This window comes from Ewingella allii, assembly GCF_044430645.1.
GTDB lineage: Bacteria > Pseudomonadota > Gammaproteobacteria > Enterobacterales > Enterobacteriaceae > Ewingella > Ewingella allii.
In genome coordinates this window covers 1,176,486-1,196,054 of sequence record NZ_JAWUDN010000001.1, presented here as the reverse complement: position 1 = coordinate 1,196,054, position 19,569 = coordinate 1,176,486, and the positions used below count along the sequence as shown (strand labels likewise).

Here is a 19,569-nt window from a genome sequence, read left to right as displayed (position 1 = left end):
CAAAAGGCAAAAATAACGGCGATGTCTTTTCCCGCACCCGTAATGGTCAAAAATATTCTGAGTGTGGAACTCTGTGTCGCCGGTTTGAATCTAGCAGAATGTATGCCAGTTAATTTCGCGGGGAAAAGTGATCGGGTTCAAAAAATAAACAGCAGGTATGTTAAATCCATTAATAATCAATGTGATAATTAAGTGACAAAAAGGCTAAAATTTTATTATTTGAGAGCTAATTCACATCAGCTGAGCAGGTTTAAGCAAGGCGGGCAATAGGGGGGCAGGTTTTTTAGTTGCACAAAAAAGGCGCAAATGCGCCTGATTCGTGCACTAAAACTAATCAATCTACGATTTCGTTGGAGGGGCAACCGAGTCGCGTGAGATCCACTCCACGGGAATTCGCGACACCTGCGACACGTCGGGTTCATCGTTAAACAGCTTGATCAGCGTTTCAACCGCGACGCGCCCCAACTCCCTTGCCGACTGGCGAATGGTGGACAGGCGCGGGGTGATCAAATCTGAGTAGATGGCATCATCGAAACCCACCAGAGACAGCGAAGCCGGAACGGCCAGCCCGCGCTGGCGCATGCCGTCGAGCAGGCCAAGGGCCAAATAGTCACTGGCGGCAAAAATGGCGGTCGGCGGCTGTGGCAGGGCCAGTAACTGGTCGAGCGCAGCGCGGCCAAAGGTGCGGCTGTAATCACCGTACAGCACCATGTCGGCGCTGTAGGGCAGGCCCGCGTTGAGTAAAGCTTGACGAAAACCCTGATGACGTTCGCGCACGCTCATCAATTCATCCGGCCCGCCGACAAAGGCAATGTGCCGATGCCCGGCGGCAATCAGCTGGTTCGCCGCCAGCTCGCCGCCGTGAACATTATCCGAAAATACCTTGGGTACCGTGCTGCCGGGCACATCTTCATCCAGCAAAACCACGTGGCGCTGGCCCTTCAACTGCTCGCGCAGCTGGCCGTTATCCGGGCGGTTAGTGGTGAACAGCAGGCCATCAACCTGACGGGTATCCAGCCAGCGAATGAACTGGCACTCTTTCTCCAGATTGTTGCGTGTGACGCACAACACCAAGCTGTATTTATGCTGGGAAGCGGCTTCCTCAGCAGCATCGGCCAGCTCGGCGAAGAAGGGGTTGGCGATGTCCGGCAGCACCAAGCCTATGGTTTCACTGCCGCCCTTGCTTAGCCTGCGGGCCAGACTGTTGGCGCGGTAATCCAGCGCCTTAATGGCTTCTTCAATCCGCGCGACCGTGGGCTGGGGCAGAGAGATGCTTTTGTTGAGGTAACGCGAGACCGTCGCTTTCGACAAACCGGCGTATTTCGCGACGTCGGACAACACTACCCGTTTTGTTCCCATTAACTTTTCATCCTTCACATAAGGGCTTCAGTTGACACGCTGCTCACAATGCCACGGATCAGATAAAATTTATACTTGACAATTTTTTGACGTCGTTTAATTGTAATTAACAGTTTACCCGCGTTACCAGCTTCAGCGAATACTCTCCGTTTGGAACGGTCTGTTTCGTTAAATCGACATTCTGACGTGTGCCTCCCGCCAACATTCTCCTGAGTGTGCATAGTTATATGCTTTCGTTCAGGTTTCAGCTGCTCAACGACTTTCTAAAGTTGTTGCCGCCAGCTTATTGCATTGTCATCACCAAATCTTGAGGATGTCATTATGTTGAACAACACCGGAAAGAAAAAATCACTTTCTCCCTTTAACGCTTTGAAATTAAAAAAAGCGGCCTGCACAGCTATCGCTACTCTGACTCTTTCAATGTTCAGTTATTCAGCTTTTGCAGCAGACGCGCCGACCTATGCTCTGGTGCAAATTAACCAACAGGCGCTGTTCTTCAACTTAATGAATAAAGGCGCACAAGAAGAAGCCACCAAGTCTGGGGCGAAATTAGTTATTTTCAACGCCAATGATAATCCGGTTTCACAAAACGATGCGATTGAAACCTATATTCAGCAAGGTGTTAAAGGGATCATGGTGGATGCTATTGATGTAAACGGCATCATGCCGGCCATCAAAGAAGCCGCCGCTAAAAATATTCCTGTTATTGCTATCGATGCCGTATTGCCAGAAGGCCCGCAAAAGGCGCAGGTTGGCGTAGATAATAATAAGGGCGGGGCGCTGATTGGTAATTACTTCACTAAATACGTCAAAGACAATATGGGTGGAAAAGCCAAGTTGGGCATCGTCGGCGCATTGAATTCCGCAATTCAAAACCAGCGCCAAAAAGGGTTTGAAGACACCCTGAAAGGCCACGATGGCATCAAAGTGGTGGGCGTGGTCGATGGCCGAAATATTCAGGATGACGCCCTGACGGCGGCAGAAAACCTGATCACCGGCAACCCGGATATGACCGCGATTTACGCCACCGGCGAGCCTGCGCTGCTGGGCGCGATTGCCGCAGTGGAAAACCAGGGCCGCCAGAAAGACATCAAAGTGTTTGGCTGGGATCTGACCGCGAAAGCCGTCAGCGGCATCGATCAGGGCTATGTGGCGGCGGTGTTGCAGCAAGACCCTGAGAACATGGGCGTGTCAGCCGTTAAGGCACTGAATACGCTGGTGGTAGATGGCAAAACGGTCGACAAGACTATTCAGGTTCCGGCCACTATCGTGACCAAAGCTAACGTGGATACATTCCGTCCATTATTTAAGCAATAAGCTTAATCAAGTATGAAAAGCAGTGGCAAAAAAAGTCGTTAAAAATAGAAAGAAAAGAGCGGGTTACGTTACTTCTGCGTAACCCGCTAGCCGCTAGGCCAGAGGTGAATTGAGTATTTCCACCAGTTCGGTTTGGCTTGGAAATGCGCTAAAGGTGCCGGTACGGCTGATGGTGATGGCCGCCGCCCGCGCGGCGCGTTGCAGGTCTAGCTGCTGAGGGGAAGGTGCCGAGCGGCGTAGCATTGAGGCCAGCATTACGGCCAAGAAGGTGTCGCCAGCGCCGGTGGTATCCACCACTTTGCACGGCGGCGTGGCGACATGCAGCTGCTGGTCGGCAGTGGCGAAATAGACGCCGTCAGCTCCCAGCGTCACCACTACGGCAGAGGCTCCGGCACGCAGCAGTTTGCTGGCGGCTTCCACCGGCGGCAGTTGAGGCGCGGTGAAATAGCTCGCTTCACCTCGGTTGACCACCAGTAAGTCGACCAGTGGCCATAGCTGGGAGAAGGCCGGTTTGACCGGCGAAGGATTGAAAACGGTCCGCAAGCTTAGGCGACGGGCCAGCTGGAAAACGGCGGCGGTTTTCTCTAATGAGAAATTACCCTGCTGTAATACAACATCACCAGGCTGTGCGTTATTTAATGCCTGTTCAATATCCGCTAATGATAATGCATCGGCGGCAGTAGTGGTGGTGATAATAGAATTATCACCGTCGGCGGTATTTAATATGAGTGAGGTGTCTGTGCGACAGTTTAATGATTCTTCCGGAAATAAAGTTAATAACTCTTGGGCTAATTGTTGGCGACACCATTGGCCCTGATTATCATTTCCGGTTGCGGCAATTAGCACAGTACTCACCGCGCAACGTGAAAGAATAACCGCCTGATTAGCGCCTTTACCGCCCAGATCTTGATTTATTTTCTGGCCGTGAATTGATGCGCCTTTTTCAGGTATTTCATTTATTACATACGTTTCGTCAACGCCTGTATTACCTACGACGAATACACGCATAATTAATCCCCTAGAAGGTGAATGAAGATGGCATCTATATCAGCAGGAAAACCAAGTGCGATTCAAGAAATATTTTCTCGTTCTAAAGCAATAATGGGTGTAGTACATTGTGAAGCCTTTCCTGGTTCGCCAAATTATCAGGGTAAATCAATTAATAAAATAATCGATGTGGCGTTAAAAGATGCCGATGCTTATTTAAAAGGCGGCATTCACGGGCTGATTATTGAAAACCACGGTGACATTCCTTTTTCTAAGCCAGAAAATATTGGTCATGAAACGGCGGCATTTATGTCGGTGATCACTGACCGAATTAAACAAGAGTTCGGCGTGCCGCTGGGTATTAACGTATTAGCCAACGCCGCCATCCCAGCATTAGCCACGGCGCTGGCCGGCGGCGCAGATTTTATCCGCGTCAACCAGTGGGCCAACGCCTACATTGCCAACGAAGGTTTTATTGAAGGCGCCGCCGCCATTGCGCTGCGCTATCGCTCCCAGCTGCGCGCCGAGCACATCAAAATCTTCGCCGACAGCCATGTTAAACACGGTAGTCACGCCATTGTGGCCGACCGTTCCATACCTGAATTAACCCGCGACGTGGATTTCTTCTTGGCAGACGGCGTAATTGCCACCGGCCAGCGCACCGGCGATAGCGCCACCATGGAGGAAATCGACGAAATCCGCTCCGCCACCGAGCTGCCGCTGCTGGTAGGTTCAGGCGTTACGCCGGACAATATTTGCGCTATTTTACAGCGCACGCAGGGAGTGATTGTGGCCAGTACGCTGAAGTTCGGCGGCGTGTGGTGGAATCAGGTTGAACTTGAGCGAGTCAAACACTTCATGTCTATCGCTCGCGCTGAACTGGAGGACTAATATGTCGACCGCAATGGGAAAAAGTCAGAATTCGTTTACCGATTGGCTGCTTGAGGAGCATCAGGAAGTCTGGCACGCCATGCAATACCATCCTTTTGTCACCGGCATTGAAGACGGCAGTCTGCCTGCCAAGGTATTTAATCAATATCTGGTGTATGAAGGGGATTTCGTGGCCACGGCCATTGGCATATTTTCCTATGCGGTAATTAAAGCGCCGGATATCCGCCATCAGCGCTGGCTGATTGGCGTGCTCGACGCGCTGGCAAATGAGCAAATTGCCTATTTCGAGCGAGTGATGGAAAAGCGCCAGGTGACGCCGTCGGACTATCAGCGCAGTGCGCCGGATGTCTCGCGCTTTAGTCAGGGGATGCTGCGCACCGCGCAAAACGGCAGTTATGCCGAGATCCTCACCCTGATGTTTGGTGCCGAGTGGATGTACTACCACTGGTGTACGCGCGTCAGTCAGTCCGCCATTGCTGACCCAGAAGTGAAAGATTGGGTGGTGATGCATGCCGAGAAGACCTTTATCGATCAGGCGAGCTGGCTGAAGGCGGAACTGGACAACTGCGCCGCGTCGCTGAGCGAGGAGCAGCGCCAGCATCTGTCAGCGCTGTATGGGCAGGTGTTGCAGTGGGAGATTGATTTCCACAGCGCCGCCTTTGATTAACTCTTTGCCCAGCAATAAAAAAGCCTTCCATTTGGAAGGCTTTTATCTTTGTGGCTCAGGCCAAATTACTCTGCCGGCTGCCAGCGCGCCCGACACTCATCGCGGCGGAAATTCAGCACCCGGCTGCGATTGGCAATCAGCTGCACATTGTAGCCTTGGAAATAGAGGCAGAAGGTTTTTTGCCACGGGCCGTCAGGCATTTCGACTAATAACCGACCCAGACCAATCGACTTTAGCTTGCCTTTGGCGCGCAGGGGGCCGACGCCCATCAGCAGATAATCCTCTTCTATATCAAAGGCCGCCTGAGATTGCGGATGGAACCAGCGCCCCTGAACCATAGATAAGCACTGGGTTGGCGTCGCGGGCACAAAGTAGCGCGTCGCGTGACCCATCTCGCCTTGCAGCGTTTTGCCGTCCCAGCGCAGGCGCATGGGCATATGGGCGGAAAGCGAAATCGCTTCGTTTTCATCCGCGCCCTTATAGAGCTTTTCGCTCGCGCCGAGATAATTCGCTATTCCTTGCTTAACCTCAAGCCAATAAGGCTCGGCGATGCTGGCATAAACACCGTCGGGAATGGCCTGACTGCGCGGTGGAAGAGGCGCGCCGAGCAGGGCAGACATCACCTCAAAGGCGGTATCGAAGGCCGGTGTGTCTTCGCGGTTCGACACCATCGCCACGCCGACATTCAGCTGCGGATGGAGTAAAAAGTAAGTTTTGTATCCGGCGTGCGAGCCACCGTGACCATAGACTTTATGCACGCCGACCTGAGTTGAGGAGATGCCCAAACCATAGGCGCTTGGCGTGCCGTCTTGCAAATAGCGCGGCTGGGTCAGCTTCTCCAGCACTTGCTCGCCCGGTCCCTGATTCGCCAGCAGGCTTTGCAGCCAAGTGGTCAGGGATCGCAGGCTGCCGGTGATGCTGCCGGAGGCCGAAAGATGCATGCCCGCGCTGGCGGTTTTCCAGCTGTCGCCGTCGCGCCAATAGCCGGGCGCTAAATCGGCAACCACGTCAAACCAGGTTTCCGGAGCGTGCAGGGCGATATCCAGCGGCGCGGCGACGTGCTCGCGCAGCAGGTCATTAAATTGAATGCCTTTGGCGTTGAGAATGGCTTCCACCAGGCGATAGCCGGTATTGGAGTAGGAAATCTCAGAACCGGCCGGGAAATTCAGCGCGCCGTCTTGGGCAAGGAAATCCAAAATGGGTTGAGGTTCAGTGGCGCTATAAACCGAAATGCCCAGCAGCGAGAGGGTTTCGCGCACGTCGGGCAAACCGCCGGTCATATCCAGCGCCTGTCCAATAGTGACGTCAGCCATCGGGGCTTTTAACGCGGGCAGGTGCTGCCCCAAACGGTCTTGCAGTGATAACCCAGCATGGCTACGAAACAGGGCCAGAGTAGCAAAAATATGCTTGGTTATTGAGGCATAGCGCACCACGTTATCGAGGGTGAAAGGCTCGCCGCTGCCGAGGTTCGCCAGTCCGCCCGTGGCACTGCCTTTGATTTCATCACGCGTAAACAGGCTGATCGCACCGCCGGGTTGGTCCGGGGTGTTCCACTGTCCGGTGATTCTTTTCGCCGTTGCCAGCGCCGCGTCCCACTGCAAAGGCGTCGGTGGTTCGCGTAGGGTGAATGTCATTGCTGTTCCCCTTTATCTAATAGTCATGTGTGGTAGAGAGAGCGGCATGGCCACTCCGTCCTTGTTACTCACTTCTCCCAGAAGCCAGCCCATTTCAACACCATTTTGCGCCACAATTCTGGCTCAAAGGTGCGTAAAGCTGACCTTGACTTGTGAGCGAGCCGATGGTTTTAATGAGAGATGGGCTTTAGTCGCCATCTTTATGCATCTCATTGAAATCCTAAGATGAAAATGTGCTTAGCCGGTCGTTTTTAGCGCCGATAAATGCCGTTATGCTTTTTTCATAATTAACCAGAGTAGACCCTTTTATGAATAACACCGAACGCGGAACGGAAACGCTTATCCCCATTTTTGACGGCCACAATGACGTTTTACTGCAATTGTGGGAGCAGCATCGTCAAAACCCCGAGCAGGCTTTCCTCCAAGGCCCGGCCAGCGGCCAGATGGATTTACCTCGTTGTCAGCAGGCCGGTTTTGCAGGTGGTCTGTTCGCCGCGTGGGTGCCATCCCCCCGTTTTGATGCAGCAAGTAGCGTGCCGGATCTGCAAATTGACGGGCGTTTTTTGCTGGAAGGGACTCAAAAGCATCCTGATTTTTCGCCGACGCCATCGTTTGAATCGGCCCGCGACACCACCATCGCCATGATGGCTTTCCTGCTGCGCATAGAGCAGCAGTCGCAGGGCGCGGTGAAAGTTTGCCGCAGCGCCGCCGATATTCGCGGCGCACTGTCCAGCAAGGCGCTGGCGGTGGTGATGCATATAGAAGGCGCAGAGGGCATCGATCCTGATCTCTACACCCTCGACGTCCTGTACGAAATGGGCCTGCGCACGCTCGGCCCGGTGTGGAGCCGTCCGAATATCTTCGGCCACGGCGTGCCGTTTAAATTCAATACTTCCCCAGATACCGGCCCCGGTCTGACTGACTTAGGCGTGAAACTGGTGCAAGCCTGTAACCGCAAACGTATTTTGATCGATCTGTCGCACATCAATGAGCAGGGCTTCTGGGATGTGGCGAAACTGTCCGACGCGCCGCTGGTGGCCAGCCACTCTAACGCCTTTGCCCTGTGCGCCCAGTCGCGCAACCTGACGGACAAACAGCTCGCCGCCATTAAAGAAACACAAGGCTTTGTCGGCGTGAACTTCGCCACGCCGTTCCTGCGCGAAGACGGCAAAAACAGCCCCGACACGGGAACCGAGGACTATCTGCGCCATCTGGATTATCTGGTGGAAACGCTGGGTGAGGATCACGTGGGCTTTGGTTCAGACTTCGACGGCGCGCCGATGGCACTTTTCATGCGCGACGTCAGCGGGCTGCCGGTGTTAATTGAGGCGATGCGTAAAACGGGATACGGCGAGCAGCTGATTGCCAAAATTGCGCATCAGAACTGGATTAACGTGCTGGAAAGAACCTGGGGCGAGTAATGCTCTAAACAGGTTGGAAGGAATGGCTCCTTGGGCAGTTCGCCTCGGGAGCCATTTTTTATGATTAATCTGCGAACAGCGTCTGTTTCAGCGCGCGCTCCACGCCGCGCAACTCGGCTAAACCGCGCAAACGGCCAATAGCCGAATAACCCGGATTGGTCTTTTTGTGCAGGTCGTCGAGCATCTGGTGGCCGTGGTCCGGACGCATCGGAATAGGGCGCAGATCCCCGGCGCGGCGGCGAGCCTGTTCCTCAGTCAAAATCGCTTTAATAATGGCGACCATATCGACATCACCGTCCAGATGATCCGCCTCGTGGAAGCTGCCCGGCGTGGCTTCGCGCCGCGTGGCGCGCAGATGCACGAAGTTCACGCGGTCGGCGTAAGTGGTCATCATCTTCACTAAATCATTGTCTTCGCGCACCCCGTAAGAGCCGGTACAGAAGCAGAAACCGTTGTGCAGGCTATCCACCGTCTCTTTCAGCCACTGCATATCTTCAATAGTAGAAATAATGCGCGGCAGGCCGAGGATTGGCCGCGGCGGATCATCAGGATGTACCGCCAATTTCAGGCCATGCTGCTCGGCCACCGGCACGATGCTGCGTAGGAAGTGCGCCATGTTTTCACGCAATTTTCCCTTATCAATACCGTCATAGGTGGCCAGCCGCGCGCGGAACTGGTCCAGCGTGTAACCCTCTTCGGCACCCGGCAAACCGGCGATAATATTGGCGGTGAGGGTGGCGATATCTGCTTCGCTCATGGCCGCGAAATAGGCACTGGCCTGCCGCTGCTCTTCGGCGGAGTAGTCCCGCTTGGCCCCCGCGCGTTGCAGGATATGCAGCTCGAAGGCGGCAAAGGCGATATGGTCGAAACGCAGCGCGCGCGAGCCGTCCGGCAGCAAATAGCCGAGGTCGGTACGGGTCCAGTCGAGGATCGGCATGAAGTTATAGCAGACGGTATCGATGCCGCAGGCCGCCAGATTGCGCAGCGACTGCTGATAGTTGGCAATATACTTTTCAGCGTCTCCGCTGCGCGTTTTGATCTCTTCGTGAACCGGGATACTTTCCACCACCGACCACGTCAGGTTTTTCTCTGCCAGCTCTGCCTGACGCTTCTTAATCTCTTCGACGGTCCACACTTCGCCATTAGGGATGTGATGCAGGGCAGTAACCACCCCGGTTGCCCCAGCCTGTCTGACATCGTCCAGCGACACGGGATCTTTCGGGCCGTACCAGCGCCATGTTTGTTCCATGTGAAATTCCTTGTTTGCGACCTAAGTCAGCTTATGTGCGAGGAAGCGTGAAAATGGACAATCTGTGACGCGGGCTGTTTTAGTTTTCTTGACGTCAGACAGCATGCCAGTTCACTCTATTAACATTACAGGTCAGGTGGTAGGGTGGTCAGGCCACCTGACCGACATATCATTCAGGATGCTCAGGATCATTAATGTGATCCGGTCGACAGTTTTGCTAACGCCAGTGATTTTTGTCTCAGGCAAGCCAGACTTCGCCACACCAGCCGGAGAGAACCATGGAATTACCTACGCTAAAAGTAGAAAGGCTGTACCGTCAGATTTCAAACGTGCTGATTGGCTGCATCAAAAACGGCCAGTTTGCACCGGGTGAGATGATCCCGTCCGAGCGCGACCTGTCGAAGCAGTTTGGCGTGAGCCGCTCGTCGATTCGCGAGGCGTTAATCGCCTTGGAAATCACCGGCTGGATTGAAATTCGCACCGGCAACGGCGTCTACGTCAACAATACCTTACCCGAGCAACCGGCGGCGCAGAGCGAAGAGGAGTTCAGCCTCGAGTCACTACTCAAGGCGCGGCAGATTTTCGAATGCACCACCGCAGAGCTTGCCGCCCTTAATGGCACTGACGAGCAGCGTCGGAAACTCACCGAGATTAATCAGTCGCTGGTGCAGTTGAACATTAATAACGACAGTTTTCTCGAGGAGGACCGCCGTTTTCATCTGATGATTAGTGAGATGACGGGCAACGAAGTGCTGCGCGATATGATGGAATACCTGTGGGATAAGCGCAGTTCGCGACGTTTCGTGCGTCTTGAGCGCCACTACAGCGAGAGTGATTTCGCCCGCGAGATGAATACCGACCATCAGGGGATCACTGACGCCATTCTGGCGGGGGATGCCGCCGGGGCGAGGGCGGCGATGCAGGCGCACCTTCAGCATGTGTATGATCAGTTATTGGAGGGGTGACGCTTTTTGGGAAAAAGCTGGCAAAAAGGGTTTTGGATTTAATTTCAAATTCAAATTCAAATTCAAATTCAAATTCAAATTCAAATTCAAGGTCGTGGGCGCCGGCCCACACCGGGCAAAGGGGGCGTAAACGCGCCCCCTTGTGCAATCCCGCGTTTTTCTGTGGTGAGATCGAGGCTTCGCAGGGTTGGAATGGACGTGTTCCAGCGGCCACGGTGTTCGTCGCGAAGTGCCGCCGCTTAGGCGGTTCCCGAATTTCAGGCTTCGAGCCTTTGGTCTCGAACCATTCATTCTGCGTCACTTCTGAACGCGACCTACTGGCATTTACACCGTGCCGTTTCAGTGGCTTAGATTAAACTGAACAGCGATGAGAAGTGATTTAACTCAGCGCATAATCATCTCCCATATACCTTAGCTCCCCACGAAATCATCCCCTCCAACATTGGCTTCAGCACCCCCTGCAAAACAACCGCTTTATCCTCGAGGTACGGATAGGGCTCAAACTCATCCATGTAGTTGCACTGCGCCAGTTCGAGCTGCACCGCATGCTGGTTGGCCTGCGGTTGGCCGTAGGCGCGGGTGATGTGGCCGCCTTTAAAGCGACCATTTAGCACGTGGCTGAAAGTGGATTGCTGCTTGCACAGGGCGTCGAGCATGTCGCTCAACTCTGGGGCACAGCTCGCCCCGCTGTTGGTGCCGATGTTCAAATCGGGCAGCTGGCCGTCGAACAGGCGTGGGATCACCGAGGCGATGGAGTGGGCATCAAACAGCAACGCGTAGCCGAACTCCTGCTTCATGCGGGCAAGCTCGGACTCAATCTTCTGATGATAAGGCTGCCAGATCTCATCCAGATAGCGCTGACGGGTTGCAGCGTCGGGCTGGCCGTCAGCTTTAAAGGTTGGGCGACCGTCGAACAGCGTATCGGGGAACAGGCCGGTGGTGGCGGTGGTGTACAGCGGCTGATCGTCTGCGGGGCGATTAAGGTCAATCACGAAACGCGAATACTGCCCGACCAAAATATTGGCGCCGAGAGATTGGGCGAAGGCGTAGAGCTGTGGAATATGCCAGTCGGTGTCCGACAGGGGCAGCGCGTCGTCGCTCAAGCCGCTGGCGACTTCAGGCGTGAGCCGGGTTCCGGCGTGGGGAATGCTGATCAGCAAAGGGCTGCGACCCGCGCTGAAGTGATAAGGATCGGCAATGGTTGGCGCGCTATTCAGACTCATGAACGAACATCTCCTCGATAAACCACGGTACAGGGCAGTTGACCACCCAGCCAATAAACTAACTCTGCCGGACGCTCGACCGGCCAGTGCACAAAATCAGCCACTTTTCCCACTTCAAGCGAGCCGTGAGTCTGCTGCAAACCCAGCGCCCGCGCGCCGTGGCATGTGACGCCGGCCAAAGCTTCTTCAGGCGTCATGCGGAACAAAGTACAGGCCATATTGAGCATTAAACGCAGGGAAAGCGCGGGAGAGGTGCCAGGGTTGGCGTCGCTGGCAATCGCCATCGGCACGCCGTATTGGCGGAACAGCGCCACCGGCGGAGCTTGGGTTTCGCGCAGCATGTAATAAGCCCCGGGCAGCAGCACGGCGACCGTGCCGGACTCGGCCATGGCTTTGACATCCTGCTCGGTGGCGTATTCCAGATGGTCGGCAGAGAGTGCGCCGTATTGTGCTGCCAACTGGCTGCCGTGCAGGGAGGAGAGCTGCTCGGCGTGCAGCTTAACCGGCAGGCCAAGCTTTTGCGCCGTCTTGAAAACGCGTTCAATCTGCTCGGGGGAGAAGGCTAAGTGCTCGCAAAAACCGTCTACGGCGTCCGCCAAACGCTCAGCTGCCACCTGAGGCAGTAAGTTCTGGCAAATGTGGTCGATATACTCGTCGGCGCGACCCTGATACTCAGGCGGCAGGGCGTGGGCGGCAAGGCAGGTGGCTTTAACCTTCACGGGCTGGGTTTCGGCCAGCTCGCGGATCACCCGCAGCATCTTCAGCTCGCTCTCATCACTCAGCCCATAGCCGGATTTGATTTCGATGCAGGTCACCCCTTCGGCTAACAGCGGGGCGAGGCGAAAACGCGCCTGTTCAAACAGGGTTTTCTGGCTGGCGGTGCGGGTGGCATTCACCGTCAACAAAATCCCGCCGCCCTGAGCCGCTATCTCGGCATAGCTCACGCCGTTCAAACGCTGCTCAAACTCGGCGCTGCGATCGCCGCCAAAAACCAGATGCGTGTGGCAGTCCACCAGGCCGGGGGTGACGATGCCGCCCTCGAAGTGGTGGCGGGAACTGGCGACAAATTTCGGGCTACTTTCCTCAGCGCCGATCCAGACTATTTTTCCATCTTTGACAGCTAACACCCCGTTTTCAATCAGGTTATAGCTTCCATCTCGCATAGTAACTAGCGTCGCGCCGGTCCATAGACTGTCGCAAACCAGCCTGTCTGAAGCAGTGTTCAAAGGAGAAATCGATGACGGCATGTAAGGCTCCTGACCGCGTTTATCTTGTATAGACAACTATAGTCAACCTAACGTATTCGCCGAAAAGCGGCAAGCCATCGCCAGAGGTTTTTAATTTTTTTCGAGGTGTATTCCAAAAACAGGCATTCGTATTAGACGGGAATCCTGTTTATTTATACAGTTCCCCGCGAAAAGGGCATTTTATGGAGAGGGGAATGGCAACAGGGAGATTAGCCGTGGCTGGTAAAACGACCAAACAGTTGGTAGCGAGAGCCGGGATAAACCAGACGGGCCGAGGTGACGACGCGATTTCCGCTCCAGGTACGGCGGTGGATCAGCAGGCAAGGTTCATGCTCTTTCAGTTGCAGCAGCTGGCGCTGGGTATCACTGGCGCTAATAGCTTCGACGCGGTGCTCGCCTGCGGTCAGCGGAGCGATTCGCATCAAATAGGTGTAAGGCGTGGCGTTGTTCATCACGTTTTGCAGGTAATCCGGCGCGGCCTGAGGGTTCACATAACGGTCTTCAATCTGTACCGGCACGTCGTTTTCAAAATGGACGATTTGCGAATAAAACAGCGACTCGCCGGGTTTAATCTCCAGCTGCAGCGCCTGTTCGGCATCGGCTAGACGGGTTTCACAGGCCATCACCACGCTGCTGTGACGGTGACCGCGCTGGGCGATTTCATCAGCAATATTATGCACTTCCAGCATCGGCGTGTAGGCCTTGGCTTCGGCCACGAAGGTGCCGACGCCCTGCATGCGCATCAAAAAACCTTCGTTGGTGAGTTCCCGTAAGGCGCGGTTAATGGTCATACGGCTGACGCCAAGCTCGTTTACCAGCTCGCTTTCTGAGGGGACGCGCTGATGGGGCTTCCACACGCCGTCGCGAATTTGCCCGATGATGGCCTGTTTCACGCGTTGATAAATCGGCGCTGGGGTGTCGCTAATGGCGGCGGCCAGCTCGGATAATCGCTGCTGTGAAACACCCTGTTGGGACAACGGTGTGGATTCAGACATATCACTACCTCATTAAGAAAAATCAGCCGGGTACGGGCAGAGCCACTCACCCACGCCGACAGAGTAAACGAACGCCAAATGCGCGTCATCAATGCGTGATGAAAAACGAAAATATTAAAAAAAACGCTCGACGAAGTTTACAGCGCAATCGGGCATATGTATATGTATAGACAAGTAGCCGGAACGTTTCGCAATTGTTTCTTATAAATTGCATTTGTAGACCTTCAATCTCAAGATTTAGGACTGTCTCTATGCCTGCTTATTTCGCCACACGCGCACTGTTGCCACAGGGTTGGGCGAGTCACGTGCGACTTACCGTTGATGAACTGGGCGTGCTGACCTCGGTAGAGGCCAATGCCCAGCCGGAAGGGGCTTATCGGCTCAACGGGCCGATTGTGCCGGGGATGCCAAACCTACATTCTCACGCTTTTCAACGGGTCATGGCCGGTCTGGCTGAAGTGGCGGGCAACCCGCAAGATAGTTTCTGGACCTGGCGAGATCTGATGTATCGGCTGGTCGGCCGTTTGACTCCTGATCAGGTGGGCGTGATTGCCCGCCAGCTGTATATCGAAATGCTCAAAGGCGGTTATACCCAAGTCGCCGAATTCCACTATTTACATAATGATATCAACGGCCAGCCATATAGCGACATGGGTGAAATGACTGCCCAGCTTAGCGATGCCGCCGAGCAGGCGGGCATTGGTATGACGCTGCTGCCGGTGCTCTACAGCTACTCGGGGTTTGGCGCGCAGCCTGCCCAGACTGGCCAAAGACGCTTTATTCAAGATGCAGAGAGTTACCTCAATCAACAGCAAGTGATTGCTTCGCAGCTGCAAGACAAACCACTGCAAAATCAGGGGCTGTGCTTCCATTCGCTGCGCGCGGTATCTCGTGAACAAATGCAGCAGGTGCTGGCTGCTAGTCCAGAGGATCTGCCGGTGCATATCCACATTGCCGAGCAGCAGAAAGAGGTGAATGACTGTCTGGCCTGGAGCGGGCAACGGCCTATTGCGTGGCTGTTCGATAACATCGACGTGGACCCGCGCTGGTGCCTGATCCACGCTACACATCCCGACCGTTTCGAGCTGGCGAGCATTGCGGCCTGCGGCGCGGTGCTCGGCCTGTGCCCAACCACCGAGGCGAATCTCGGCGACGGCATTTTCCCCGGCGTGGATTATCTGGCGCAAAAAGGGCGCTGGGGCATTGGCTCTGATAGCCATGTGTCTCTCAACGTGGTGGAAGAGCTGCGCTGGCTGGAGTACGGCCAGCGTCTGCGCGACCTGCGCCGCAATCGCCTGACCAGCGCTGAGCATACTTCAGTAGGGGATTTGCTCTACACCCAGGCGCTACGGGGCGGTGCTCAAGCCTGCGGCGCGGCTATCGGTCAGCTTGCCGTGGGCTATCGCGCCGACTGGCTGGTACTAGACGGTGAAGACCCGTACCTCGCGGCGGCGGCAGACAGCGAACTGCTCAATCGGTGGATTTTTGCCGGTAGCGCCGCGCAAATTCGTGACGTTTTTGTGGCGGGCAAAGCCAAAGTGGTCAATGGCCGCCATCCTCAACAGTCTCAGGCCAGCGCGGACTTCCTTGCATTGCTCCAGCAACTGGCAAGGGACGCGGCATGAGCGCATTAACCCGATTCTCCTACGCCAGTCTGCCTGTCAGCCCTTGGCGCAACGGCGGGGGGGAAACCCGTGAAATTATCAGCTGGCCTGCGGGTCAACGCGATTTTGAGTGGCGGGCCAGCATCGCCACCATTGCGGCTGATGGGCCTTTTTCTCTCTTTGCCGGTATTGACCGCTCGATCACCTTATTAAATGGCGAGGGCGTGCATCTGCACGGTGAGCAGGGTGTCGACCACCCCTTAACTAAGATTGGCGCGCCTTACTCTTTCGCTGGAGAAGTGCCGATCGCCGCCACGCTGCTGGGCGGCGTGACCAAGGATTTCAACATTATGACCCGTCGCGGCAGCTGCGCGGCGCAGGTCAGGGCGCAAAGCCATGACTTTGAGGTCAACTGGCAAACCGCCGGGCTGCTGTACGTTCTGCGCGGAGAGTGGCAGGTGACGCCCTCCATCAAACTGGCCGCGGAAGATGGCTTGTACTGGGCTTTTGAGCCGAACCAAGAAAAACGCCAGCCAGTCCGGGCTTTGCTGCCAGATGCGAAACTGCTTTGGGTAGAAATCACCCGCTGATTTAGCGATTTCAATAAAGGGCCCGGCCATTTCACTGTGTCGGGCGTTGTTTGTCCCTAACTTGTCTATACAGGATTAGATTATGTCATCTGCATCTCACGACATTCGCGTCTGCCATCTGCATCCCGGTCAGGTTGACCTCGCCACGCTGCGCGCGATTTACTCTGCCGAAAAACGAGAAAACTCGCAGCAACATTGGAGCGTTCGCGTTGAACTGGCCGAGGAAGCGCGCGCGGGCGTGCTGGCGTCACAGGAAACGGTGAACCGCATCGTTGAGTCCGGCAAAGTGGTTTATGGCATCAACACCGGGTTTGGCAAGCTGGCGCAAACTCGCATTCCGGCAGAGCGTCTGGCCGAGCTGCAGCGCAATCTAGTGCTGTCGCACAGCGTCGGGATTGGCAAAGAGCTGGCCGATAACGTGGTGCGTCTCGTGATGACCACTAAGATCCTCAGCCTATCGCGCGGCCATTCTGGTATTCGCATGGAAGTGATTGATGCACTGATAAGCTTGCTCAACGCGGGCGTGCTGCCGTGTATTCCAGAGAAAGGCTCGGTGGGCGCGTCGGGAGATTTGGCTCCGCTGGCCCACCTGTCGCTGATGCTGATCGGCGAAGGGGAAGTCACCGCGCAGGGCGTGCGCATGTCGGCGGTAGAAGGGCTGGCGACCGTCGGTTTGAAACCTATTGAGCTGGGGCCAAAAGAGGGGCTGGCGCTGCTAAACGGCACGCAGGTATCGACCTCTCTGGCGCTGGCCGGGCTGTTTGAAGCTGAACGAGTCTTCTCCGCAGGCTTGGTGGCCGGGGCACTGTCGCTGGAAGCGATCAAAGGCTCGGTGAAGCCTTATGACGCGAGAATTCATCAGGCGCGGGGCCAACTGGGGCAAATCTCCGTCGCCGCGGCGGTAACCGCATTACTCGAAGGGAGTGACGTTGTCACCTCTCACGCCGACTGCGGCCGGGTGCAAGACCCTTATTCTATCCGCTGCGTGCCTCAGGTGATGGGCGCATGCCTTGATAACCTGCAACACGCCGCCCGCGTTTTGCAAATCGAAGCTAACGCCGCTTCGGATAACCCACTGGTGTTTGCCGAGAACGGCGATGTTATCTCTGGCGGTAACTTCCACGCCGAGCCGGTAGCCTTTGCCGCCGATATCATCGCGCTGGCGGTGGCCGAAATTGGGGCTATTTCCGAGCGCCGCCTGGCATTACTGCTCGACACAGGGCTGTCAGGTCTGCCGCCGTTCCTGGTTAATGACGGCGGGGTGAACTCCGGCTTTATGATTGCACAGGTGACCGCCGCCGCATTGGCCTCTGAGAACAAATCACTGGCGCATCCGGGCAGCGTGGACAGCCTGCCAACTTCCGCCAATCAGGAAGACCACGTCTCTATGGCGACCTACGCCGCCCGTCGCCTTGGCGACATGTGTTTCAACACTTCCGTGGTGGTGGGCATTGAGGCGATGGCTGCCGCGCAGGGCATCGACTTCATTCGCCCGCTGAAAAGCTCTCCGCTGCTAGAGAAAGAGTTACAGGCCATTCGCCAAGACGTGGCCTATTTGGAAAAAGATCGCCTGATGGCACCTGACGTAGAAGCCATGCGCCTGTGGGCCAGTCGCGGGCAGTGGCCGTCGGTCATTGAAGCTTTGTTACCGAGTTTTAACTGATTAATAAGGAATTCAACATGAATGCACCTCAGAAAACGGCGGTTGCTCGCGCGGTTCGCGCCCCTCACGGCACGGAATTGAGCTGTGAAAACTGGCTGATTGAAGCGGCCTACCGGATGATCCAGAACAATCTCGATCCTGACGTGGCCGAGCGCCCGGAAGATCTGGTGGTTTATGGCGGTATCGGCAAAGCGGCGCGCAACTGGCCGGCCTTCGAAGCGATTTTAGACAGCCTGCGCAAGCTGCACGCTGATGAAACGCTGCTGGTGCAATCCGGCAAGCCTGTGGGGATTTTCCGCACCCACGCTGACGCGCCGCGCGTGCTGATTGCCAACTCTAACTTGGTGCCGCACTGGGCCAACTGGGACCATTTCCACGAGTTGGATAAAGCCGGGTTGATGATGTACGGCCAGATGACCGCCGGTTCGTGGATCTACATCGGCGCGCAGGGCATCGTGCAGGGAACCTATGAAACCTTCGCCGAGGCGGGCCGCCAGCACTACAACAGCAATTTGCGCGGTAAGTGGATCCTGACTGCCGGTCTTGGCGGCATGGGCGGTGCACAGCCTCTGGCTGGCGTACTGGCGGGAGCCTGCGTGCTGGCGATTGAGTGTCAGGAGTCGCGCATCGATTTCCGCATTCGCACCCGTTACTTGGATTACAAAGCGTACAGCATCGAAGAAGCCTTGGTGATGATTGAGAAAGCCTGCGCGGAAAAACAGGCGATTTCCGTTGGCCTGTTGGGTAACGCGGCGGAGCTGATGCCGCAGCTGGTGGCGCGCGCCAAGCAGGGCGGCCTGCGCCCGGATATCGTCACTGACCAGACTTCGGCCCATGACCCGCTCAATGGCTACCTGCCGGAAGGCTGGACGCTGGAGCAATGGCAGGACAAACGCGTCTCTGACCCGCAGGCGGTGGTGAAAGCCTCTCGCGCGTCGATGGCGAAACACGTGCAGGCGATGCTCGACTTCCACGCCATGGGCATTCCAACCGTGGATTACGGCAACAATATTCGTCAGGTAGCGAAAGAGGAAGGTGTGCTGAATTCCTTTGATTTCCCGGGCTTTGTTCCGGCTTATATCCGCCCGCTGTTCTGCGAAGGCAAAGGCCCGTTCCGTTGGGTGGCGCTCTCCGGCGACCCGGAAGATATCTATAAAACCGACGCCAAGCTGAAAGAGCTGTTCCCGGACAATGCTAATCTGATCAACTGGCTGGATATGGCTCGCGAGCGCATCGCGTTTCAAGGGCTGCCGGCGCGGATCTGCTGGTTGGGCCTCGGCGAGCGTCATATCGCCGGACTAGCCTTTAACGAAATGGTGCGCAACGGCGAGCTAAAAGCGCCGGTAGTGATTGGGCGGGACCATCTGGATACCGGCTCGGTGGCCTCGCCAAATCGCGAAACCGAAGCGATGAAAGATGGCTCCGACGCGGTTTCTGACTGGCCGCTGCTCAACGCGCTGCTTAACACGGCGGGCGGCGCTACCTGGGTCAGCCTGCACCATGGCGGCGGCGTAGGCATGGGCTTCTCTCAGCACGCGGGGATGGTCATTGTCTGCGACGGCACCAAAGAAGCCGATGCCCGCCTGTCACGCGTGCTGTGGAATGACCCGGCAACCGGCGTCATGCGCCACGCCGACGCGGGTTATCAGCAAGCCATCGACTGCGCCAAACGCAATGACCTAAACCTGCCAATGGTGTGAGTAAGCTAAGTTAGAAAGATAAGGGCAGGCGCGAGCTTGCCCTTTTTTATGGCGAAG

The 19,569-nt window shown here is 55.8% G+C and carries 16 protein-coding genes; 9 read left to right on the top strand and 7 right to left on the bottom strand.

All coding sequences use genetic code 11. From position 1 onward, the window contains the following. Positions 1 to 339: 339 nt before the first annotated feature. A complete protein-coding gene (locus SBO83_RS05690; protein ID WP_396130755.1) occupies positions 340 to 1,359 on the bottom strand; it encodes a substrate-binding domain-containing protein in 1,020 nt (339 codons plus the stop codon). A 318-nt stretch (positions 1,360 to 1,677) separates the two neighbouring features. On the opposite strand from SBO83_RS05690, the gene SBO83_RS05685 reads away from it, so the two are divergent. Then, positions 1,678 to 2,676: an ABC transporter substrate-binding protein gene (locus SBO83_RS05685; RefSeq protein ID WP_396130933.1), complete on the top strand. Its 999-nt coding sequence runs from the start codon at positions 1,678 to 1,680 to the stop codon at positions 2,674 to 2,676. A 93-nt stretch (positions 2,677 to 2,769) separates the two neighbouring features. On the opposite strand, the gene SBO83_RS05680 is transcribed toward SBO83_RS05685, so the two are convergent. Further along, complete coding sequence (locus tag SBO83_RS05680) at positions 2,770 to 3,684, bottom strand: PfkB family carbohydrate kinase (RefSeq protein WP_396130754.1); 915 nt, start codon at positions 3,682 to 3,684, stop codon at positions 2,770 to 2,772. Between the two features lie 27 nt (positions 3,685 to 3,711). On the opposite strand from SBO83_RS05680, the gene SBO83_RS05675 reads away from it, so the two are divergent. Then, the gene (locus SBO83_RS05675; protein ID WP_353501972.1) at positions 3,712 to 4,554 is read left to right on the top strand and encodes a BtpA/SgcQ family protein; all 843 of its coding nucleotides are present in this window, start codon (positions 3,712 to 3,714) and stop codon (positions 4,552 to 4,554) included. A gap of 1 nt (position 4,555) precedes the next feature. Continuing rightward, positions 4,556 to 5,221 carry a TenA family protein gene (locus SBO83_RS05670; protein ID WP_353501973.1) on the top strand — a complete coding sequence of 222 codons (666 nt, stop codon included), beginning with the start codon at positions 4,556 to 4,558 and terminating at the stop codon, positions 5,219 to 5,221. 65 nt (positions 5,222 to 5,286) lie between these two features. On the opposite strand, the gene SBO83_RS05665 is transcribed toward SBO83_RS05670, so the two are convergent. Next, the gene (locus SBO83_RS05665; protein WP_396130753.1) at positions 5,287 to 6,855 is read right to left on the bottom strand and encodes a serine hydrolase; all 1,569 of its coding nucleotides are present in this window, start codon (positions 6,853 to 6,855) and stop codon (positions 5,287 to 5,289) included. Positions 6,856 to 7,163: 308 nt separating this feature from the next. On the opposite strand from SBO83_RS05665, the gene SBO83_RS05660 reads away from it, so the two are divergent. Further along, positions 7,164 to 8,276, top strand: a complete 1,113-nt coding sequence (locus SBO83_RS05660; protein ID WP_396130752.1) for a membrane dipeptidase — start codon at positions 7,164 to 7,166, stop codon at positions 8,274 to 8,276. A gap of 64 nt (positions 8,277 to 8,340) precedes the next feature. On the opposite strand, the gene uxuA is transcribed toward SBO83_RS05660, so the two are convergent. After that, positions 8,341 to 9,525, bottom strand: coding sequence for a mannonate dehydratase (gene uxuA, locus SBO83_RS05655; RefSeq protein WP_396130751.1), 1,185 nt, complete (start codon positions 9,523 to 9,525; stop codon positions 8,341 to 8,343). A gap of 278 nt (positions 9,526 to 9,803) precedes the next feature. Between uxuA and SBO83_RS05650 the strand changes: the two genes are divergently transcribed. Then, entirely contained in the window at positions 9,804 to 10,490 is a 687-nt protein-coding gene (locus tag SBO83_RS05650; RefSeq protein WP_396130750.1) for an FCD domain-containing protein, read from the top strand. A gap of 395 nt (positions 10,491 to 10,885) precedes the next feature. On the opposite strand, the gene hutG is transcribed toward SBO83_RS05650, so the two are convergent. From hutG to hutC, 3 genes are all read right to left on the bottom strand, one after another. Beyond that, positions 10,886 to 11,713, bottom strand: coding sequence for an N-formylglutamate deformylase (hutG, locus tag SBO83_RS05645; protein WP_396130749.1), 828 nt, complete (start codon positions 11,711 to 11,713; stop codon positions 10,886 to 10,888). Continuing rightward, positions 11,710 to 12,960, bottom strand: a complete 1,251-nt coding sequence (gene hutI, locus SBO83_RS05640) for an imidazolonepropionase (protein ID WP_396130748.1) — start codon at positions 12,958 to 12,960, stop codon at positions 11,710 to 11,712. Before hutI ends, hutG begins: the two co-directional genes overlap by 4 nt. 209 nt (positions 12,961 to 13,169) lie before the next feature. Next, positions 13,170 to 13,955: a histidine utilization repressor gene (gene hutC / locus SBO83_RS05635; RefSeq protein WP_396130747.1), complete on the bottom strand. Its 786-nt coding sequence runs from the start codon at positions 13,953 to 13,955 to the stop codon at positions 13,170 to 13,172. Positions 13,956 to 14,206: 251 nt separating this feature from the next. Here hutC and SBO83_RS05630 point away from each other — a divergent pair, with 251 nt between their 5' ends. The 4 genes from SBO83_RS05630 (at position 14,207) to hutU (ending at position 19,512) form a co-directional block, all read left to right on the top strand. Continuing rightward, positions 14,207 to 15,580 carry a formimidoylglutamate deiminase gene (locus tag SBO83_RS05630; protein ID WP_396130746.1) on the top strand — a complete coding sequence of 458 codons (1,374 nt, stop codon included), beginning with the start codon at positions 14,207 to 14,209 and terminating at the stop codon, positions 15,578 to 15,580. Further along, entirely contained in the window at positions 15,577 to 16,149 is a 573-nt protein-coding gene (locus tag SBO83_RS05625; RefSeq protein WP_396130745.1) for a HutD family protein, read from the top strand. The genes SBO83_RS05630 and SBO83_RS05625 overlap by 4 nt, the downstream gene beginning before the upstream one ends. 82 nt (positions 16,150 to 16,231) lie before the next feature. Further along, on the top strand, positions 16,232 to 17,812 hold the full coding sequence (gene hutH / locus SBO83_RS05620) for a histidine ammonia-lyase (protein ID WP_396130744.1): 1,581 nt from the start codon (positions 16,232 to 16,234) through the stop codon (positions 17,810 to 17,812). 17 nt (positions 17,813 to 17,829) lie between these two features. Continuing rightward, positions 17,830 to 19,512 (top strand): urocanate hydratase, encoded by a 1,683-nt coding sequence (gene hutU / locus SBO83_RS05615; RefSeq protein ID WP_396130743.1) that lies wholly within the window; start codon positions 17,830 to 17,832, stop codon positions 19,510 to 19,512. Positions 19,513 to 19,569: the final 57 nt, after the last annotated feature.